At 40.2% G+C, this 16,990-nt stretch carries 19 protein-coding genes and 1 riboswitch; of the genes, 10 read left to right on the top strand and 9 right to left on the bottom strand.

All coding sequences use genetic code 11. The features are described from left to right. Window positions 1-97: 97 nt before the first annotated feature. The 3 genes from ACPUEN_RS14790 (at window position 98) to ACPUEN_RS14780 (ending at window position 3,506) form a co-directional block, all read left to right on the top strand. Window positions 98-1,216: an amidohydrolase family protein gene (locus ACPUEN_RS14790; RefSeq protein ID WP_425636674.1), complete on the top strand. Its 1,119-nt coding sequence runs from the start codon at window positions 98-100 to the stop codon at window positions 1,214-1,216. A gap of 260 nt (window positions 1,217-1,476) precedes the next feature. Continuing rightward, window positions 1,477-2,544, top strand: a complete 1,068-nt coding sequence (locus tag ACPUEN_RS14785; RefSeq protein WP_425636673.1) for a Fic family protein — start codon at window positions 1,477-1,479, stop codon at window positions 2,542-2,544. A 446-nt stretch (window positions 2,545-2,990) separates the two neighbouring features. After that, complete coding sequence (locus ACPUEN_RS14780; RefSeq protein WP_425636672.1) at window positions 2,991-3,506, top strand: hypothetical protein; 516 nt, start codon at window positions 2,991-2,993, stop codon at window positions 3,504-3,506. 18 nt (window positions 3,507-3,524) lie between these two features. Here ACPUEN_RS14780 and ACPUEN_RS14775 read toward each other — a convergent pair whose 3' ends face one another. The 3 genes from ACPUEN_RS14775 to ACPUEN_RS14765 all read right to left on the bottom strand — a co-directional run bounded on the left by ACPUEN_RS14775 (window position 3,525) and on the right by ACPUEN_RS14765 (window position 6,660). Further along, window positions 3,525-3,800, bottom strand: coding sequence for a Txe/YoeB family addiction module toxin (locus ACPUEN_RS14775; RefSeq protein ID WP_425636670.1), 276 nt, complete (start codon window positions 3,798-3,800; stop codon window positions 3,525-3,527). Beyond that, the gene (locus ACPUEN_RS14770) at window positions 3,797-4,048 is read right to left on the bottom strand and encodes a hypothetical protein (protein ID WP_425636669.1); all 252 of its coding nucleotides are present in this window, start codon (window positions 4,046-4,048) and stop codon (window positions 3,797-3,799) included. The genes ACPUEN_RS14775 and ACPUEN_RS14770 overlap by 4 nt, the downstream gene beginning before the upstream one ends. Window positions 4,049-4,269: 221 nt before the next feature. Then, the gene (locus ACPUEN_RS14765) at window positions 4,270-6,660 is read right to left on the bottom strand and encodes a TonB-dependent receptor (RefSeq protein WP_425636668.1); all 2,391 of its coding nucleotides are present in this window, start codon (window positions 6,658-6,660) and stop codon (window positions 4,270-4,272) included. 136 nt (window positions 6,661-6,796) lie between these two features. After that, window positions 6,797-6,893, bottom strand: a riboswitch (TPP riboswitch). A 159-nt stretch (window positions 6,894-7,052) separates the two neighbouring features. On the opposite strand from ACPUEN_RS14765, the gene ACPUEN_RS14760 reads away from it, so the two are divergent. From ACPUEN_RS14760 to ACPUEN_RS14740, 5 genes are all read left to right on the top strand, one after another. Continuing rightward, entirely contained in the window at window positions 7,053-7,898 is an 846-nt protein-coding gene (locus ACPUEN_RS14760; protein WP_425636667.1) for a fumarylacetoacetate hydrolase family protein, read from the top strand. Between the two features lie 72 nt (window positions 7,899-7,970). Beyond that, the gene (locus tag ACPUEN_RS14755; RefSeq protein ID WP_091696341.1) at window positions 7,971-8,333 is read left to right on the top strand and encodes a TfoX/Sxy family protein; all 363 of its coding nucleotides are present in this window, start codon (window positions 7,971-7,973) and stop codon (window positions 8,331-8,333) included. Between the two features lie 60 nt (window positions 8,334-8,393). Beyond that, on the top strand, window positions 8,394-8,831 hold the full coding sequence (locus tag ACPUEN_RS14750) for a hypothetical protein (RefSeq protein WP_425636666.1): 438 nt from the start codon (window positions 8,394-8,396) through the stop codon (window positions 8,829-8,831). A gap of 36 nt (window positions 8,832-8,867) precedes the next feature. Beyond that, the gene (locus ACPUEN_RS14745; protein ID WP_425636665.1) at window positions 8,868-9,299 is read left to right on the top strand and encodes a secondary thiamine-phosphate synthase enzyme YjbQ; all 432 of its coding nucleotides are present in this window, start codon (window positions 8,868-8,870) and stop codon (window positions 9,297-9,299) included. 93 nt (window positions 9,300-9,392) lie between these two features. Next, a complete protein-coding gene (locus ACPUEN_RS14740) occupies window positions 9,393-11,600 on the top strand; it encodes a DUF5916 domain-containing protein (RefSeq protein WP_425636664.1) in 2,208 nt (735 codons plus the stop codon). On the opposite strand, the gene ACPUEN_RS14735 is transcribed toward ACPUEN_RS14740, so the two are convergent. The 6 genes from ACPUEN_RS14735 to ACPUEN_RS14710 all read right to left on the bottom strand — a co-directional run bounded on the left by ACPUEN_RS14735 (window position 11,597) and on the right by ACPUEN_RS14710 (window position 15,413). Continuing rightward, window positions 11,597-12,991: a hypothetical protein gene (locus tag ACPUEN_RS14735; protein WP_425636663.1), complete on the bottom strand. Its 1,395-nt coding sequence runs from the start codon at window positions 12,989-12,991 to the stop codon at window positions 11,597-11,599. The two genes, ACPUEN_RS14740 and ACPUEN_RS14735, sit on opposite strands and share 4 nt — an antisense overlap. Window positions 12,992-13,075: 84 nt before the next feature. Beyond that, window positions 13,076-13,342 carry a hypothetical protein gene (locus ACPUEN_RS14730; protein ID WP_425636661.1) on the bottom strand — a complete coding sequence of 89 codons (267 nt, stop codon included), beginning with the start codon at window positions 13,340-13,342 and terminating at the stop codon, window positions 13,076-13,078. Between the two features lie 21 nt (window positions 13,343-13,363). Beyond that, complete coding sequence (locus tag ACPUEN_RS14725) at window positions 13,364-13,600, bottom strand: hypothetical protein (protein WP_425636660.1); 237 nt, start codon at window positions 13,598-13,600, stop codon at window positions 13,364-13,366. 18 nt (window positions 13,601-13,618) lie between these two features. Next, window positions 13,619-13,870 carry a hypothetical protein gene (locus ACPUEN_RS14720; protein WP_425636659.1) on the bottom strand — a complete coding sequence of 84 codons (252 nt, stop codon included), beginning with the start codon at window positions 13,868-13,870 and terminating at the stop codon, window positions 13,619-13,621. Window positions 13,871-13,924: 54 nt separating this feature from the next. Beyond that, window positions 13,925-14,983: an aminotransferase class I/II-fold pyridoxal phosphate-dependent enzyme gene (locus ACPUEN_RS14715; protein WP_425636658.1), complete on the bottom strand. Its 1,059-nt coding sequence runs from the start codon at window positions 14,981-14,983 to the stop codon at window positions 13,925-13,927. 7 nt (window positions 14,984-14,990) lie between these two features. Continuing rightward, window positions 14,991-15,413, bottom strand: a complete 423-nt coding sequence (locus ACPUEN_RS14710) for a VOC family protein (RefSeq protein ID WP_425636657.1) — start codon at window positions 15,411-15,413, stop codon at window positions 14,991-14,993. A 60-nt stretch (window positions 15,414-15,473) separates the two neighbouring features. Here ACPUEN_RS14710 and ACPUEN_RS14705 point away from each other — a divergent pair, with 60 nt between their 5' ends. Together ACPUEN_RS14705 and ACPUEN_RS14700 are read left to right on the top strand one after the other, a co-directional pair. Continuing rightward, complete coding sequence (locus tag ACPUEN_RS14705) at window positions 15,474-16,376, top strand: patatin-like phospholipase family protein (RefSeq protein ID WP_425636656.1); 903 nt, start codon at window positions 15,474-15,476, stop codon at window positions 16,374-16,376. Then, window positions 16,363-16,983 (top strand): class I SAM-dependent methyltransferase, encoded by a 621-nt coding sequence (locus ACPUEN_RS14700; protein ID WP_425636655.1) that lies wholly within the window; start codon window positions 16,363-16,365, stop codon window positions 16,981-16,983. The genes ACPUEN_RS14705 and ACPUEN_RS14700 overlap by 14 nt, the downstream gene beginning before the upstream one ends. Window positions 16,984-16,990: the final 7 nt, after the last annotated feature.

Below are 16,990 nucleotides of genomic sequence, written 5' to 3'. Positions count from 1 at the left end.
GATTTTGAATCCCGGGTTTTGGCTCGGGATTTTTTGTTACTTAACATTTCAGTAAAATTTTGCGTAAGCTAGCCAAACCTATCTCATTAATTAGCATATGAATCACTCTACCAAATTATTTATTGCATTTACTTTTTTCACTGTTGGAAACTTCGCTTTGGCTCAGGATATGAGTTTTGAAGAATATAACCCGCCCTCTACACTCAAAGTCCCTGAACATCCTGTGCAGAGAGCGAAATTTCCTTTTGTAGATATCCACAGTCACCAAGGAGGAATAAATGAAGAAAGAATTGATCAGCTAATTGGTGAAATGGATGAGTTGAACATGGGAGTTTTGGTTAACCTAAGTGGTAGAGGTTTTGGACGAGGGAATAGCAATACTCAGCAAGACTACATCAAATCCATGATCACCGAATTCAATACACATGCTCCAGGAAGATTCATGGTGTTTACCAATTTGAATTTCGCAGGTTTTGGAGATGAAAACTGGACTAGAATTGCTGTCAAAGAATTGGAAGAAGATGTGGCTGCCGGAGCAAGTGGCTTGAAGATTTATAAAAGTCTAGGCCTGAATGTGAATGATGTGAATGGAAATCGAGTTCCTGTGGATCATCCTGATTTAGATCCTGTTTGGGCAAAAGCCGGTGAATTGGGAATTCCAGTGATTATTCATTCTGCAGACCCTGCGCAGTTTTGGCAGGAGATGGACGCCAATAATGAGCGATGGCTAGAACTGAAAACTCACCCTAATAGGGCGCGTGGAGCTGACAATCCAGCGCCTTTCGAGCAGATTATGGCTGAGCAACATCATGTTTTCGAAAAGCACCCTGAGACAACTTTCATCAATGCACATATGGGATGGATGGCTAATGACCTGGATGCTGCAAGTGCCCATTTGGAGAAATACCCAAATGTCAATTTTGGAATTGGAGCGGTGATCGCTGAGTTTGGTCGTCAGCCGAGACGTGCAAATGAGTTTTTTGAAAAGTATCAGGATCGCGTTCTTTTTGGAAAAGATGCTTATAATAAAGAAGAGTATTACACCTATTTCAGGGTGTTAGAAACGGACGATGAATACTTCCCTTATTACAAAAAGTATCATGCCTTTTGGGCTATGTATGGCTTGGGACTTTCTGATGAGGTTTTAAAAAAGCTTTACTATAAAAATGCGTTGAGGATTGTCCCAGGGATGGATAAGAGTGTTTTTCCGGATTGATAATCTGAATTCCCAGATATCTTGTTGCTATTTCCCGCAGATGAGCGCAGATTGAAAACGCAGATTTTCGCAGACACTGGATTTGTCAGCGTCAGAGACATTGAATAAGTAAGTGTAAATAATCTTTCGCCCCTACCGCCAATTTTTCTGCATCATGATATGTAAAGTTGCTTTACATATCATTAACCTTATGTAAAGAAAACGCAAAAATCTTCACATAAGCTGTTACCTTTGTAAAGAAAATAGAATAATCTTTACATATGTCTTGGCAAATCTCTCCTCTTCCTTATGTTGATGAATTGGAAACAAGAACAATTCTCAAGCAACTCCCTGCTGCGCATGCGGCTTTGGCGGAGCTGAAGGGATTAATCTATTCCATTCCAAACCATGAGATTTTGCTGAACACCTTGGCTATACAAGAGGCGAAGGACAGTTCCGCTGTGGAGAATATCATTACTACACATGATGAGCTTTTCAAGTCGAACTTGGAGTTCGAATCCTTGTCACCAGCGATCAAGGAAGTTCAGAATTATGTGGCAGCTATGAAGCGGGGATTTGAGTTGGTGGATTCACAAGGGTTGTTGACAAACCAGATCATTCTAAAAATACAGGAGACGCTGGAAGGGAATAATGCGGGCTTTCGCAAGCTACCTGGAACTGCGCTGAAAAATGCACAAACTGGAGAGACCGTCTACCTTCCTCCACAAAATCCAGATGAAATCATTTCGCTGATGACCAATCTGGAGCAGTTTATCAACAATCCGGAACTGAGCGATTTGGATCCATTGGTTAAGATGGCTGTGATTCACTTTCAGTTTGAAAGCATTCATCCTTTTTATGATGGAAATGGACGGACAGGAAGGATTTTGAATATTTTGTATCTTATCCTGTCAGGCTTGCAAAAGCTTCCAATACTTTACCTCAGTAGCCATTTTATCCGCAATAAGACAGATTATTACAGACTACTTCAGGCCGTTCGGGAAAATGGAGATTGGGAAGGTTGGTTAACTTATATGATCTCAGGAGTGGAAAACACCGCCAGAGAAACGATCGTTTTGATAGAAAATCTCAAAGAATTGATGGCGGAAATGAAGATTCAACTTCGGGATAACTACAAGTTTTATTCTCAGGAGCTGCTGAACAATCTCTTCAAACATCCCTATACCAAGATTGAGTTTATCGTGCGGGATATTGGAGTTTCAAGAATCACGGCTGCCAATTACCTCAATAAGCTTGCTGATGATGGAGTACTGCGAAAGGAGAAACTTGGTACGGGAAATTACTATGTGAACGAAAAGCTATATGCACTGCTGACAGCTAAATCATAGAATTATGAATATTCTGCAAAAGAAGCCCAGAATCAAAGCGACGCTGAAATATCTCGTCATCTTGGTTATGGTGCTTTTGGTGACGATTTTTCAAGACATACTGGTTAAGGAAAACCAGCAATTTTCCCACTATTATTCCGAGCCTCTGCTACGCAATTTATTTTGGGTTTTAGTGTTTCCAGTAGCTATTCTTTCTGGTATTACCTTCAAAAAGTTTTCATTGCTGACCAAAATTTCTCTACTGTTACTTAAAAGGCTCCTTTTCGTATTTCTGACTTCCTCCTTACATCTTTTTTTATTTGCTGGATTAATGCACTTAGTGTCCTCAGTTTTTTATGAGGAAACATATTCTTTCATAAACAATCTCCGATTTGCGCTCTCAGAGGATTTGTATAAATATTTGCTAATTTATTCTGTGATTTCGCTGGTATTAATAAAAAAGATAAATGTCAAATGAAACTGATTTAAAACCCGTGAAGCACTTCGACTATAAAAGTAGAAACGATGGGACTAAGGGTCCTAGAATACTTGGCCAGATACTTCTTGCTTCTGGGGTGATCGTTATCCTTGTGCCATTTTTTGCTGATTTGGATACAGATAATCTGAAAATTGCATTAGTTGGTGGCGGAGCAGTATTGATTGGAATAATTTTAAGCTCTCTTAGATCAGGTACTCTTTTTGACTTTCAAAGCAGAAAATTCAAGGAATACCAGAGGATTCTCTGGTTTGAATCTGGCGAATGGAAAGTATTCCCAGATATAGACCATCTAGAATTGATACATCACACTTTTCGAACATCTTTTACCCCCAATGGCATTACACCTACAATGAATGGGCTGGTCACTATTTATAAAATTGTCTTGTTAGCAAATGGGGCCAAATTCTTAGTACTTGATTATACACAGGAAAGGGATGCGGTGAAAGCCTTGGAGGAAATAAAAAGAGGGTTAAGTATCTTATAAAAATAAAGGCTGAAGAAACTATTCTGTATAGTGACCAAAAGCGGATATCAAGGTTACAGTTATGGTTTGCCCATTAACTGAATAGATGAGCCGATGTTCTAAATTTAATCTTCGTGACCATAGACCAGAATAATTGTTCTTTAAAAGTTCGGGTTTTCCAGTTCCAGTAAATGGATGTTCTTCCAGCTCGTTTAGTAAAACTTCCAGTTTTGCTAATAACTTCTTGTTTCCAGACTTCTTGATTTTCTCAATGTCTTTAAGCGCTTTTTGGGTAAAGTAGATTTCAAAGGTCATGAATGGAGCAACTTTTTCCGCTCATGTCGATCCAACTTTACAACCCTTCCCTCTTTTTCATCAATTATTCCAGCTTCAATTTCAGCTAGATTTTTAGGGTTCTCAAAATACGGGTCATTGCTTGGTGAAGGATTCAACTTGCTTTCTGCTAAATCCTTTTCAAGGAAATCAACCTTGAATGCCTTTGCTAGTTTTTTAAATGCCCCTAGAATTTCTTCATTATCTGTTTGTATCTCAATTGCTTTCATAGCTTAAATATACGGATTATCGGTAGTATTGATTTCCTAGTGAGAACGGTAGTTACGCTTGACTTTACTCTAAAAGGAGGTTGAATATTTGAAATAGGGGTTTCAATAATTGTTTTAAAGTATAATTAATTGTCCTAGGACATCTCAATTTCTAGAATAAAAAGCACTGATTTTCTCAAATCAAGTTCGGGAAAATCAGTGCTTCTAAATGTATAAACTGTCTAAAACTTCATATTCAAACCCAACATAAAGTTGGTTCCCGCCATTGGGTAATAGTAGTTTTCAGTTACTAATTCTTTCTGGCTTTCTCCTGGCACGAAATAGCTAAATGTGTAACCATTCGGTTCATATAGTTCATTGAATATGTTATTCACCATGAGATTTACCTCTAGACTTTTGAAAAATCTCGGTTGCACCTGGTAGCTGATTCGAATATCATTGGTGAAGAAAGAGTCCAGTGATCTACTTTCATTTGCCGAGTTATCCAAGTATTGCTTTCCAACGTACTTGGACATCCAGTTTAAAGAAAGATTTTGGATTGGCTTATACTCGATGATCGCTGACGCAATGGTGTTTGGTGAAAAAGCGATATCGGTATCCTCGTACGTAAATTCCTCCTGTTGGAATTCTGCTGTGCTATAATCATCCACGTATTCAGTAAATTCTTTGATCTTGTTTTGGCTCAGCGTCAAATTTCCGCCCAAAGTCAAGGCCTTCGAAACTTGGTAGCCTCCTGAAAGCTCAATACCTGCACGGTAAGAATTTGCGACATTTTCTCTAATATATGCTCCCACGTCATTGATCTGACCTGTCAAAATCAACTGGTCTTGGTAATCCATTAAATAAAAATTTGCATTGTAGTTAAACTTCCCTTTTTGCGCTCTAACTCCTGCTTCAATGTTATTCAAACGCTCTGGTCTAGGGATTTCAGTAATCGGATTATCGGTAAAATCAGAACGTTTTGGTTCGCGATTTGCCACTGCATAACTCGCATACCAAACTTGCCCGTTGCTTCGTTCATAGCTTAATCCAAATTTTGGGTTGAAAAAGGTATAGGTTTCATTTCCGTCTACTATTCTTTGATCGTCATTGACTCCAAAGAAAGTGTAGTTGATTCCTCTGACCTGCAAATCACCGAAAAGATTTAAACCAGGCGTAATTTCATGTGTTGCTTTCAGATAAATATTCCGATCATCTTTGACGGCATTATTATCATAATATCGGTCCCGGATATTTGTTTCGCCAGCGATCCTCGCCCAGATAATTTCTCCGAAATGATCGCCATCGTATCTATTAGCTCCACCACCTAGGATTACATCCCACTTTCCGTCGTCTGAGATGTAATTCACAGAAGCAATTCCTCCAAAGAAGTCATTGTCCAACCATCTTCTGCGGATAATGTCCGTACTGGAAATTATTTCTCCGCCGATTTCCACATCGGGAAGAGCATAGCTTGCAAAATCATCATCTTCACGGAATTGCTCATAGTAGCCTCGACCATACGTATAGTGAAGTGCTGCGTTAGTTTTCCAATTGCTTCCAATTTTCCCGGTATAGATCAGCTGATAGTGATCCTGCTGGTAATTATCCGTCTCATTGTCATAGGTATAGTAATTGAAGGTCCGGTCACTCTCTAATTTCGATTCTGGGAGTCCCCACCAAGCTTGATAAGTTTGCTCCTTACCGGAAAATATATTCAGTTTTACGACATGGTTTTCACCATAATATCCTCCTGAAACAAAGAAGGATTTCAAATCAGAAAAAGCCCGATCCACATAGCCATCTGAAGTGATTTTGGAAAGCCTTGCATCCACAGCAAAACGGTTATTCAAAAGTCCTGTTCCTGCTTTTACCGTATGCTTCCAAGAATTAAAGGATCCTACAGAATTGGAAATTTCAGCATAGGGTTCATCTCTTCGGGTATCCGTTTGAATATTCAGACTTGCACCAAAAGTAGCAGCGCCATTGGTGGAGGTTCCTACTCCCCGCTGAATCTGTATGTTGTCCACAGAGGATGCAAAATCCGGCATGTTGACGTAGAATACACCATGTGACTCCGCATCATTCATGGGAATTCCATTCACTGTGACGTTAATTCGGCTTTGATCAGATCCTCGGATACTCATGCTGGTGTAACCGATTCCTGCTCCTGCATCGGAATTGGTGACTACCGATGGAGTGAAATTCAACAGAATTGGGATATCCTGTCCTAGATTTCTTTTAGCGAGTTCTTCCTTATCAATAGTTTGAAAGGTAGTCGGAGTGGTCGCTGATGCTCTGGTGGCAGACACAATAAACTCTTCAGAAAGCAGGTCTGTTGGATTTAGCTCCAGCCTTAATTCTCCTGCCAAAGGCACGCTGAGGCTTTTTTGAAGTGTTTCAAAGCCTACATACGAGACCCGGAGTTGAATCTCTCCTTCATTTAATTTCGTAATGGTGAAATTTCCATCTGCGTCCGTAACTGCTCCTCGACCTTGTTTTTCGGTCCAAACTGAGGCTCCAATTAATGGTTCGCTGGTGTTAGCGTCCAAAACTTTTCCGCTGATGCTATTCTGAGCCCAGGCGGAAATTGTAAACAGGCAAAATGCCACGTTTAACAGTACTTTTTTCATGTGTAATGTTCCCTTTCGGGAGATTGAGTGAAACATGAGAAAGCTCTAGGGAAGCTTACCGTATTTGTTTACCCTGTAGCAATGACAAAATCGAAAATCCAGAAAGGTACCGCTTCTTCGGCTTGATTTTATTTGTTGCTACGCTTGTTCATTTCCCTTCGCCGGCATTACCCGGATCAGGTCGTATGGGTATGATCTCAGCCCGTTTTGTTAAGGCACCCCCTATGATCTAGAAGCAAAGGTAAGGGGGAAAAATTGCTACGCAAATCCGCTGAATAGAAAATTAATTTGTCAAAACTCGATAAGTGCGATTGTTTCAGGACTTTCATAACTGATCTTTTATTCATCTCTCAAATCTTTTTCCTAAATTTCAAGTCTAACCCTATTAACCTATGAAAATCTATAAACTGCTTTCGGGCACACTTTTGAATCATGAAGATCAAGCATTTTTAGGCCCTGAATTAGATTGGGATGCCTTGCTTGCTCAAGAAAACCTAAAAGATCACATTTTATCTGAATCCAAATCCTGGAAGAAAATATCCTCTGAAGAGGCGGATTCTTTACTGGAAAAGGGGATTTTGGCCCCTATGGGAAATCAGGAAATCTGGGCTGCAGGCGTAACGTATTTCCGTAGCCGTACTGCCAGAATGGAAGAATCCCAAGATGCAGGTGGAGCAGATTTTTATGATAAAGTTTACAATGCGGATCGACCAGAGCTATTTTTCAAATCTACTGCTAGCCGAGTTTCATCTCCAGGGTCTGCCGTCAATATTCGTAAAGATTCTACTTGGGATGTGCCGGAACCAGAATTGACTTTGGTGGTTTCCCCGTCAGGAAAAATTCAGGGATATACCTGCGGTAATGATATGAGTAGCAGGAGTATTGAGGGAGAAAACCCGCTCTATTTACCTCAGGCGAAAGTTTATGCAGGATGCGCAGCGATTGGTCCATGTCTTTTAATAACAGATAAAGCTATTGAGGAGACTGCAACTATCCGGTTGGAGATTTTTAGAGATGATGTACTGGCTTTTGTAGGAGAAACGCCATTGACGCAGCTGAAGCGTAAGCCTAAAGAATTGGCAGGCTGGCTTTTCCGTGGGAATACCTTTCCGATTGGTTGCTTTCTAATGACGGGAACAGGGATCGTACCTGATGATTTCACTTTAGAAGTTGGAGACAAAGTGAGAATTGGAATTGATGAGGTTGGAGTGCTTGAAAACTTTATTGAAAAGATCTGATTTGTAGCGATTTATTGTTTGACTTCTTACATGATTTAAACATCTTCTCAAAACAATTTCTACAATAAAGCTATGGCCTACGATGAGTATTTAGCTGAGCGATTGGCAACTAGTTTTAAGAGACGAGGTGTTGCATTTACTTCCAAAAAAATGATGGGAGGAATGCTCTTCATGGTGGATGACAAAATGTGCATTGGTTTGAATCAGGATAAGCATTCCAAAGAAGATAGGCTGATGGTGAGGGTTGGGGAATCTGCCGAAGAACAATGTATGCTGCGCCAAGGTTGCCGAGCGATGGAGTTTACAGGTAAGCCGATGAAAGGATTTGTGTATGTGGATCCAGATGGCTTTGATATGGATGAAGACTGGGAGTTTTGGGTGGAAAAAGCATTGGAATATAATCCACTGGCTAAAAGAAGTAAAAAAAGGCCTTAATCTACAGCACATATAAAAGTCCCTTAAATTCGAATTTTAATCTAAACCAATTTATTTCCTATGAAAAGGTATTTGCTAGCCCTCTTGGTTTCATGTGTTCTTTTCTCATGTGAGGATTCAGAAACTCCTAATATTTCAGAAATGCCTCAAGAATGGTCTTTAATAGGGTATAAAAGTTCTTGGGTTGCAGACCCGCCTTTAATCCCAATTACTGATTCTATTTACAATTATAGATTGGAGAAAAATGGGTCATTTATCAAAAACATAGGAAATTACCGATTGACGGGGACTTATGAAATTGACGAAAGTACTGATGATCGGACTTATATATCTCTGATTTATGATGAAGAATCCATAACGGTCAATGAAGAATCTGGACGAAACTTAATTCACTATTGTGGTCAGAATTATGAGCCTTTTGTAGTTGTGGATTCCAAAACTATCTCGGGTAGTTGGGGTGCCTGTGATGGACCAAATTTTATTTTTCAAAGAAAGTAGAGGTAAATCTGTTTATCTGCATTATATCTTTACGAAATGACTCAGTTTTTCCAGCACAAACTTCGTTTACCAGCCTATCCATCAGGCTATCATTTGATCACTGATAAAATAGAAGATGCGATTCCTGAAATCGCCCAGATTAAAACGGGGTTTTTGCAGGTTTTTATCCAACATACCTCTGCAGCTTTGACTATCAATGAAAATGCTGATCCTACAGTCAGAAAGGACTTCCAAACCTTTGTAAATGAATTAATTCCAGAGTCTTATCCACGATTTATCCACACTTATGAGGGGCCGGATGACATGCCTGCGCACATTAAAGCCAGTTTTTTTGATACAAGCTTACAAATCCCCATTTCTGGTGGAAAACTTAACATGGGAATTTGGCAGGGAATTTATCTGTGTGAATTTCGGAGAAATGGAGGGAGTAGAAGCTTGATACTTACGGCTTTTGGAGAAAGTATTTAGCCAAATTTTTCGAATAGAGCTGATTACCACCATTGATATAATAAAAGATTTAAAAATCACGCCAGCGCATATTTTTGTTTCGAATAATCGCTGATGACAAAATTATTACCCCTTCTTGTAATTTTCACACTTGTCCAATACAATCTTTGCGCCCAAAAGTTTGAACAATCAAACGCCTTTGCATTTAAGTTAACTGAGCCTATCGTCCTTGATGGCATCTTAGATGAAGAAATCTGGGGCGAACATGGCTGGAGTGCGGATTTTATGCAATATTTTCCCTCGGATACTTCTTTGGCGTTGGTTAAAACCCGCGTTAAGATTGCCTTTGATGAGAATCACCTATACTTGGCAGCGATAATGGAGAATAACGAACCAAGAGAATATGTTTCAACTTCATTGCGCCGCGATTATAGAGGACAACAGAACGACGGAATCACATTTGTTTTTGACACTTTCAATGACAAAACGAATGCCTTCCAATTTGGGGTAAACCCTTATGGAGTTCAACGAGAAGGTTTACTATCAAATGGAGGCTCCAAATCTGAAGATTTGAGCTTAGCCTGGGACAACAAATGGTATGCGGAAGCAAAGATATTTGAGGACCGCTGGCAGGTAGAAGTGATTATTCCTTTATCCACACTACGATTTAAAGATGGTGCTCAAAATTGGAATGTTAATTTTTATCGAATTGATAGCCATGTAGGAGAAAGAAGTACTTGGTCTCCTATTCCAAGAAACTTTTCAATAATATCTACAGCATTCAACAGGAAGTTGATTTTTGAGGAGCCCCTTATGAAGACATCAGCCAACATTTCATTGATCCCTTATGTGGCTGGCAAAACTTCAAGAAATTACCTGGAAAATACCAGCGAAAAATTTAAACCTGCAGTCGGTGGGGATGCAAAAATTGGCCTTGGACCAGCGATGAATCTGGATTTAACGTTTAATCCGGATTTTTCTCAGGTAGAGGTAGATCAGCAGGTGACCAATCTAGATCGATTTGAGATCTTCTTTCCAGAGCGCAGGCAGTTTTTTCTGGAAAATGCTGACCTCTTTGATAGCTTCGGACAAATGCGTTCCAGACCGTTTTTCTCCAGAAGAATTGGGGTGGATATAGATTCGTCTACAGGACAAAATGTGCAAAGCAAGATAATCTACGGCGCAAGACTGAGTGGCAAAATCAATGAAAACTGGAGGATCGGTGTCATGAATATACAGACAGCAACTGATGAGGAAGCTGGGATTACCGGGAAGAATTTTTCTGTGTTAGCGATTCAAAAGAAGGTTTTTGCCAGATCGAATGTAGGCTTGATTTACGTGGACAAGGAATCACTAGCGCAAGATGAATATCAATCTCTATTTGATCCCTCGGATTACAACAGACTCTTGGGTCTGGATTACAACCTCAATTCAGCGAATGGGAAGTGGACAGGCAAGGCATTTTATCATAGGACGTTTGAATCTAGAGATACTGAAAAACCTTATTCACTCAATGCCTACGTGCTTTTTAGTGATATTCATTGGGCTTGGAGTGCGAGTTTTCAGGATATAGGAAAGGATTTCAATCCTGAAGTTGGTTACTTACCAAGATCAAATTTCAAGCGATTCAACCCAGATGTTTCCTACCTATTTTATCCTCAATCTCGGTTGATTAATAGACATGGGCCCAAAGTCGAGTTTGAGGGCTATTGGAATGAGACGATAGGCACAACTGACAGAGATATTAACCTGAGCTATAAGGTTCAGTTTAACTCTTTTTCCGAAGTCACACTAACCCAAAAAAACCGATATGTGTATTTATTTCAGGATTTTGATCCAACTAGAACTGGAGGAGAGAAATTATTAGCCGGTACCGATTATACTACCAAAACCTTACAGCTAGAGTATAAAAGCAACCCCAGGAATATTTTCAATGTTACGCTGACAGCTGAAGGTGGTCAATACTACACAGGTAACTACCAAAAACTAGAAAGTGAAATGGCAGTGCGAATTGGCTACAAAGCGAATATCTCCATGAATTTCAACTATGCACGAATTAGACTTCCAGCACCTCAAAACGATGCTGATCTGGTGTTAGTTGGACCACGAATCGATTTGACATTTACTAAAGGTCTATTTTGGACAACGTTTATTCAGTACAATAACCAGATCGATAACCTGAATATAAACACCCGATTGCAGTGGAGATTTGCTCCAGTTTCAGATTTCTTCTTGGTATATACGGATAATTATTTCCCGGAGAGTTTCCTTCCCAAACAGCGCTCCTTGGTGTTTAAATTGAATTATTGGCTAAATCTCTAATCCTTACTAGCTTCAATCTTGGCGTGATTGCCAGTCATCAATATTCTGCGGAAACCGTCTTTGGTGTCGTTACTGACTTCCTTGCCTAGCACTTTTACTTTCGTGTATTTCTCTGGAAGCTCGATGGAAATACCTGCTTTCTTTTGGGTTTGGGTGACTTCTACGGTCATTTGGTTATCCGCAGAATTGATGTAAATGCTGATTTGATTGTCATCAATCCATAGGTTCTCTATTGAAGCGTGCTCCCAGTATACTGGCAAATTTGGGCGAATGTAAGTCACACGGTTTTCTATATCAGGCAGTATGCCAAAAGGATAAATTAAAAGTAATGGCTGAATCATCACATGCCCTGGTGATAAGTGCCTCGGTCCTTTGGTTGAGAAAATGGCCTGATCTACCTTTTTCACAAAGTCCTTACTCACCAGTTCAATCACTTTATATAACTCTTCAGAATCGTCATCTCCTCCGCTATTTCGTTTTAATCCTTTTGCAAATTCCATTAACCCCGTTTTGTACTTGCTCCATTCATAGGCTTCCTGGATTTCTTGATCAGGAATTGTGATTTTGGAAGTGGATTGCAGGGAATCTATCAAAGCAAAGTTCTGGTCCCAATCTGGTTGGACATCAGCCCGAAGATCAATCAACGTTTCAATGGCCGTGAATTCTCCTTGGTCAGAACCGGCGATGAAAATAGGAATCACTCGCTCTTCATTTCCTGCCAATTCCACAGAAATTTCTAATCCAGCGCTGGCCCCTAATTCAGAGATTTCTGGTGTGCAATCTGAATTATTCGGACTCACTACAAAACCCTGAGAGCTTCCCCAGACTGCGTACCAATCGTTTGCCTCATCCTTTGCGGTGAAAATTCCAGTCAACTTATCAAAAATTATCTGGTCTGCCGCGTTGACGCCAAAAGTACTGTCCTTCAATACACTAGGTTGGAGGTCGGTATTCGCTTGAAACTGAAACTTAACGCTTTTCGCAGAGGTATCCACATTCCTGATGGAGTAAAGTAGCGAGATTCCTAGCTTATCTTTACTGATAATTTGTAGCTGACTTACTTCCAAACCTTGATTTTCGAGTGGATAAAATAGCTTTGCAGCAAAAGGATATTTGGTAATTGAAGTTGCATTTTCCAGACAATTGGTCTCCTCACCGATTTTGATTGCTGCGTGATAGCCGCTCAAAAGTTGAATACTTTCTAGCGTAATTTGCTGCTGCGTTCCACTGATTAGGATATGCTCATTTCCTAAGGAAAAGTCGGCGAGATCAGTTACAGCAACGGAAGGCAATTTTTCCAAGCTTTCAAAAAGCGAGACTTCTTCTGAATGCGGGGACTGGCAGGAAAATGCGGAGAAGAGAATTAGAAAAGCTAAAATGGAGGTTTTCATTAAGTCTGAATTTGCTTAAAATTACATCGTTCTGCCTAGTTGTCTCCAAATGAGAAATTAATCTTTGGGAGATTTAACAAAAGCCTACTCTCTGTACTTTTTTGCCTTCAATCTATACACCCACAGGTAAGTGAAAAACGAGACAAAAGCTTGCAGAATGATAAAGTAGAACCAGGTGTTTGGTTCTCTTAGAGGTTCTAGATTGATGGTATTGTTATAATAGAGCTTGGAAATAATCAGAGCTATGATTGTGGCAGGCAAAACTACAACCAGCCAAAAGTTTAGAAAGGAGCGATATAGAAAAGGGATTTTCTGATTAGTAGAAGGATTTTTTGTCTTAGGTGTTTTCATTTTCCCACATTGATTTGCTGATCAGACACCATCTTTAAATTGCTTCGATTTTGGCTTATAATCTCTGTAGTACATCCACAATCCAAAAATCACTTGAAATATCAGCATTTTGACATAAGTGGAGGGAAGTTTGAAGAAATCCCAGCTGATGGAGCCTTTGAAAAGCTGCGTGAGGATAATCGTGAGAATGCTGGCAGGAAGGATATAAACTAACCAGAAATTGAAAAAGGAACGGTATAGGAATGGCGGTTTCTTCATTTAATTTGAATTTTTACTTTAACTCTGATGATACCTCAAGTTAGGTCTATAAAAAATGTAATAGTTGGAGAAAGTAGTGAGAATAAGGTACCAGATAAATGTATAATAAATGCTTATTTCAAAGACAAATTCCCATGAAATAGATCGGTTGAACAGGAAATAAGTCCCCAAGGCGAAGAAGACTGCACCCGGAAAAGTGATTTTATACCAATACTTTAAGTAAGTAGTGAAGTGCATTTCAAATCGTTCTTTTCTCTGGGTTGGTTCCATGTTTTTCTAAATTTATCAATTTTTCGAAGGGATGTAAATTGGCTTAATGGTCACTTACTTCGCCAAACCCTGAATAATTTGATTGAGATACATGATATCACCTAGTTCATGAAAGGCAGAGATTACGATTCTATTCACACTTGGACTTTCCGCTGTTGGGTAAGGAAAGGAAGACGTGATGATACCTGCTTTTTCAAACTCTTTGACCCAAGATGAATCTGAATATACAAATGCTGGAAATACTCTACTGCCACTGATTTGGGTCACGTCGGCTGTCTCTTGAGCAAATATTCCACAGGCGTCTTCCAGCCAGTTTTTTGCCTCCAAATAAATATGCTCCATATCCAAAAAAGCGCTGAGATGCGCTGGTGACCCTGGAGACGCACCTCCGAATAGCGGAGTTGACTTGATGGAGTCTATATGAATTTCATTTCCCAGGATAATTCCGGCAGGCAGACCGAGTCCTTTGCCTAGAGAGCCAGTCACCAGAAGATTGATATTCGGATCATCCCAGTTTTCATAGGTGCCATAGATGCTTTTCCCTATGGTGCCGAAGGCATGACTATCGTCTATCAGCAATGTGACTTCATGTTTTTTAGCAATGGATTTCACCCAATTATAGTCGTGGATCTCACAGAGAAAAGGATCTAAGGCATTTCCAATCAAAAGGATTTTACGATGAGAAAGCTCTTCTGACTGTTCTAAGCAGGAGTTTTTCCATTGTGTAAAATTTAATTGAGTAGAAGGAGATAAATCATCCGGTACTATCGCCGAGTGTGCATCTGGCGCAATCCAAATAACATCGGCATTTTTATGACAAGATTTCCATGCGGCTATTCCTGCCAAATAGCCCGAGCTAAAAACTGCTGCGGCAGGAGCACCTGCTGATGCAGCAAAGGCCTCTTCAAACTCATCGAAAATGAGGAGTCGAATATTATTGAGTCGGCTTTGTCCATGGTTGGAGCCAAAATCAAACAACCGATCAGCCAAAATATCCAGGAAGTCATTGTTTTGAACAATTCCCAGATAGGAGGTTCCACTGAAATAGAGGTGATCTCGGCCTTCTATTTCTATCATTCTCCCTATGCCAGTATCTAAGTAGTGATTTTTCAAAGCAGTGTTATTTAGCGAAGATCTGACTTTCGTCCTGAAAGGATTTGAATTCAAGTGCATTTCCGCAAGGATCGAGAAAGAACATGGTCGCCTGCTCGCCCACTTCCCCTTGAAAACGTATGTAGGGTTCGATCACAAATTCAATTCCATTCGCCTTCAGTTTTTCAGCCAATTCGTGCCATTCTTGCCAAGGCAAAATAGCTCCGAAATGCCGAACAGGAACGTATTTTCCATCGACCGTATTGGTTTGTGCCAAAGCTAGTTCTTCCGGCTTGATATGAGCGGATAGCTGGTGACCAAAGAAGTTGAAATCTATCCATTTGTCAGTGCTTCTACCGATCTCACAGCCAAGAAGATCACCGTAGAATGCGCGTGTCTCTGCTATATCACGGATCGGGAAAGCGAGATGAAAAGGTTTAAATTGGCTCATAATGCTTACTTTCGTTAAGGGTTTTTCGGCTTCAATTTAGTTGTTTATTCCCTAAATAATATGGAGAAAAGGAAATCGGTATCATTGGTTTTGAGCAGCGGTGGAGCGCGGGGATTAGCGCACGTAGGTGTCATCGAAGAGCTGGAAAAGCGTGGCTACCATATTGCAGAAATCGCGGGTTGCTCTGCCGGAGCGCTGGTAGGCGGCATGTATGCAGCCGGGAAAATGACTGAGTTCAAAGATTGGATTTGCCATTTGGATCGGCTGGACGTGTTTTCTCTGATGGATTTTACCTTTTCAAGCAGAGGATTTATAAAAGGCGAAAAAGTGTACAATGCCTTGAAAAAAGTGGTCAAGGATTGTCAAATAGAAGACCTGAACATTCCTTTTTATTGTAATGCAGTCGATTATATCAGTGGGAAGGAAGTGATTTTTAGAGAAGGTAGTTTGTATACTGCTATTCGTGCTTCTGGAAGCATTCCTACCGTTTTTCAGCCAGCACGATTTCATCGCCAGGAATTAATTGATGGCGGAGTGTTAAACCCTGTTCCGCTGTCACTTCTGAAGCATTCAGACGAAAATATGATAGTGGTTGTCGGACTAAATGCTGGCGATTCGGAATTAGTAATTCCTCCTAAAAAGGATGCTACGGGCAAAAGCTTCATGTCCTTGCCTGCTTGGGTAGCTGATTACCGTATGAAAATGCTTCAGTTTTTTCCGGAACAGGTAAAAGAAGAAAAGCCTGCTTCACTCAGTTCGATTAGCTTGATGACTCGCTCGTTCGATTTGCTTCAAGATCGATTTTCTGCCTTATTGATAGAAAAACACGAGGTGGATATCTCTATTCAAATCGCTAGAAATCAAGCGGGAACGTTGGAGTTTCACAGAGCAGAGGAGTTGATAGAAGTTGGTAGAAAAAAAGCCATTCAAGCCTTAGATAAATGGGAAAATGAAAATAGCTGAACTGAATAGACTTCTGGGAAATATCGATATCTACCTGCTGGATCAGATTCTGAAAGGAAGGTTTTCCACAGATATGAAAATTCTGGACGCAGGTTGTGGAGAAGGAAGAAATGCTGTCTATTTCATCAATGAGGGCTACCAAGTTTTTGGAATTGATCAGAATGAGACAGCTATTCAATACTGCAGATTCATGGCAAAAAGTCTGAATAAGGAGTATGATACTCATAGATTTCAAGTAGCGGGATTGGAAGAAATTCCATTTCATAATCAGGCATTTGATGCGGTAATTTGTTCTGCAGTCCTTCACTTTGCTCAGGACGAAGCCCATTTCTGGCTAATGATGCATGAAATGCTCAGGGTGTTGAAGCCGGGGGGGATTTTGTGGTTTAGGATGACGACAGCTTTTGGTGGGATTTTGGAAAAAAGCCAAGAACTTGGAGGAGGAAAGTACTTGCTACCCGATGGATCTGAAAGGTTTTTACTGACGGAAGCTCATGTGGATAAGTTGCAAGAAATGGGTTTGAAATTCCTTGAACATCCTAAATCAGTTCTTGTTCATGGGCAGCGATCGATGGGGGTTTTTGTAATGGAGAAGGCTCCACAATAAGTTCTTA

Origin of the sequence: Algoriphagus yeomjeoni (assembly GCF_049821175.1) — a bacterium.
Taxonomy (GTDB): Bacteria; Bacteroidota; Bacteroidia; order Cytophagales; family Cyclobacteriaceae; genus Algoriphagus; species Algoriphagus yeomjeoni_A.
This window is presented reverse-complemented; position numbering and strand designations above follow the sequence as displayed.

Excerpts from the sequence above, each read along its gene's own strand:
- ACPUEN_RS14740 (WP_425636664.1), top strand. The coding sequence starts at position 9,393 with ATGACAAAATTATTACCCCTTCTTGTAATTTTCACACTTGTCCAATAC.
- ACPUEN_RS14720 (WP_425636659.1), bottom strand. The coding sequence starts at position 13,870 with ATGGAACCAACCCAGAGAAAAGAACGATTTGAAATGCACTTCACTACT.
- ACPUEN_RS14775 (WP_425636670.1), bottom strand. The coding sequence starts at position 3,800 with ATGACCTTTGAAATCTACTTTACCCAAAAAGCGCTTAAAGACATTGAG.
- ACPUEN_RS14755 (WP_091696341.1), top strand. The coding sequence starts at position 7,971 with ATGGCCTACGATGAGTATTTAGCTGAGCGATTGGCAACTAGTTTTAAG.
- ACPUEN_RS14770 (WP_425636669.1), bottom strand. The coding sequence starts at position 4,048 with ATGAAAGCAATTGAGATACAAACAGATAATGAAGAAATTCTAGGGGCA.
- ACPUEN_RS14710 (WP_425636657.1), bottom strand. The coding sequence starts at position 15,413 with ATGAGCCAATTTAAACCTTTTCATCTCGCTTTCCCGATCCGTGATATA.
- ACPUEN_RS14700 (WP_425636655.1), top strand. The coding sequence starts at position 16,363 with ATGAAAATAGCTGAACTGAATAGACTTCTGGGAAATATCGATATCTAC.
- ACPUEN_RS14780 (WP_425636672.1), top strand. The coding sequence starts at position 2,991 with ATGTCAAATGAAACTGATTTAAAACCCGTGAAGCACTTCGACTATAAA.
- ACPUEN_RS14730 (WP_425636661.1), bottom strand. The coding sequence starts at position 13,342 with ATGAAAACACCTAAGACAAAAAATCCTTCTACTAATCAGAAAATCCCT.
- ACPUEN_RS14790 (WP_425636674.1), top strand. The coding sequence starts at position 98 with ATGAATCACTCTACCAAATTATTTATTGCATTTACTTTTTTCACTGTT.
- ACPUEN_RS14750 (WP_425636666.1), top strand. The coding sequence starts at position 8,394 with ATGAAAAGGTATTTGCTAGCCCTCTTGGTTTCATGTGTTCTTTTCTCA.
- ACPUEN_RS14760 (WP_425636667.1), top strand. The coding sequence starts at position 7,053 with ATGAAAATCTATAAACTGCTTTCGGGCACACTTTTGAATCATGAAGAT.
- ACPUEN_RS14705 (WP_425636656.1), top strand. The coding sequence starts at position 15,474 with ATGGAGAAAAGGAAATCGGTATCATTGGTTTTGAGCAGCGGTGGAGCG.
- ACPUEN_RS14735 (WP_425636663.1), bottom strand. The coding sequence starts at position 12,991 with ATGAAAACCTCCATTTTAGCTTTTCTAATTCTCTTCTCCGCATTTTCC.
- ACPUEN_RS14725 (WP_425636660.1), bottom strand. The coding sequence starts at position 13,600 with ATGAAGAAACCGCCATTCCTATACCGTTCCTTTTTCAATTTCTGGTTA.
- ACPUEN_RS14765 (WP_425636668.1), bottom strand. The coding sequence starts at position 6,660 with ATGAAAAAAGTACTGTTAAACGTGGCATTTTGCCTGTTTACAATTTCC.
- ACPUEN_RS14785 (WP_425636673.1), top strand. The coding sequence starts at position 1,477 with ATGTCTTGGCAAATCTCTCCTCTTCCTTATGTTGATGAATTGGAAACA.
- ACPUEN_RS14745 (WP_425636665.1), top strand. The coding sequence starts at position 8,868 with ATGACTCAGTTTTTCCAGCACAAACTTCGTTTACCAGCCTATCCATCA.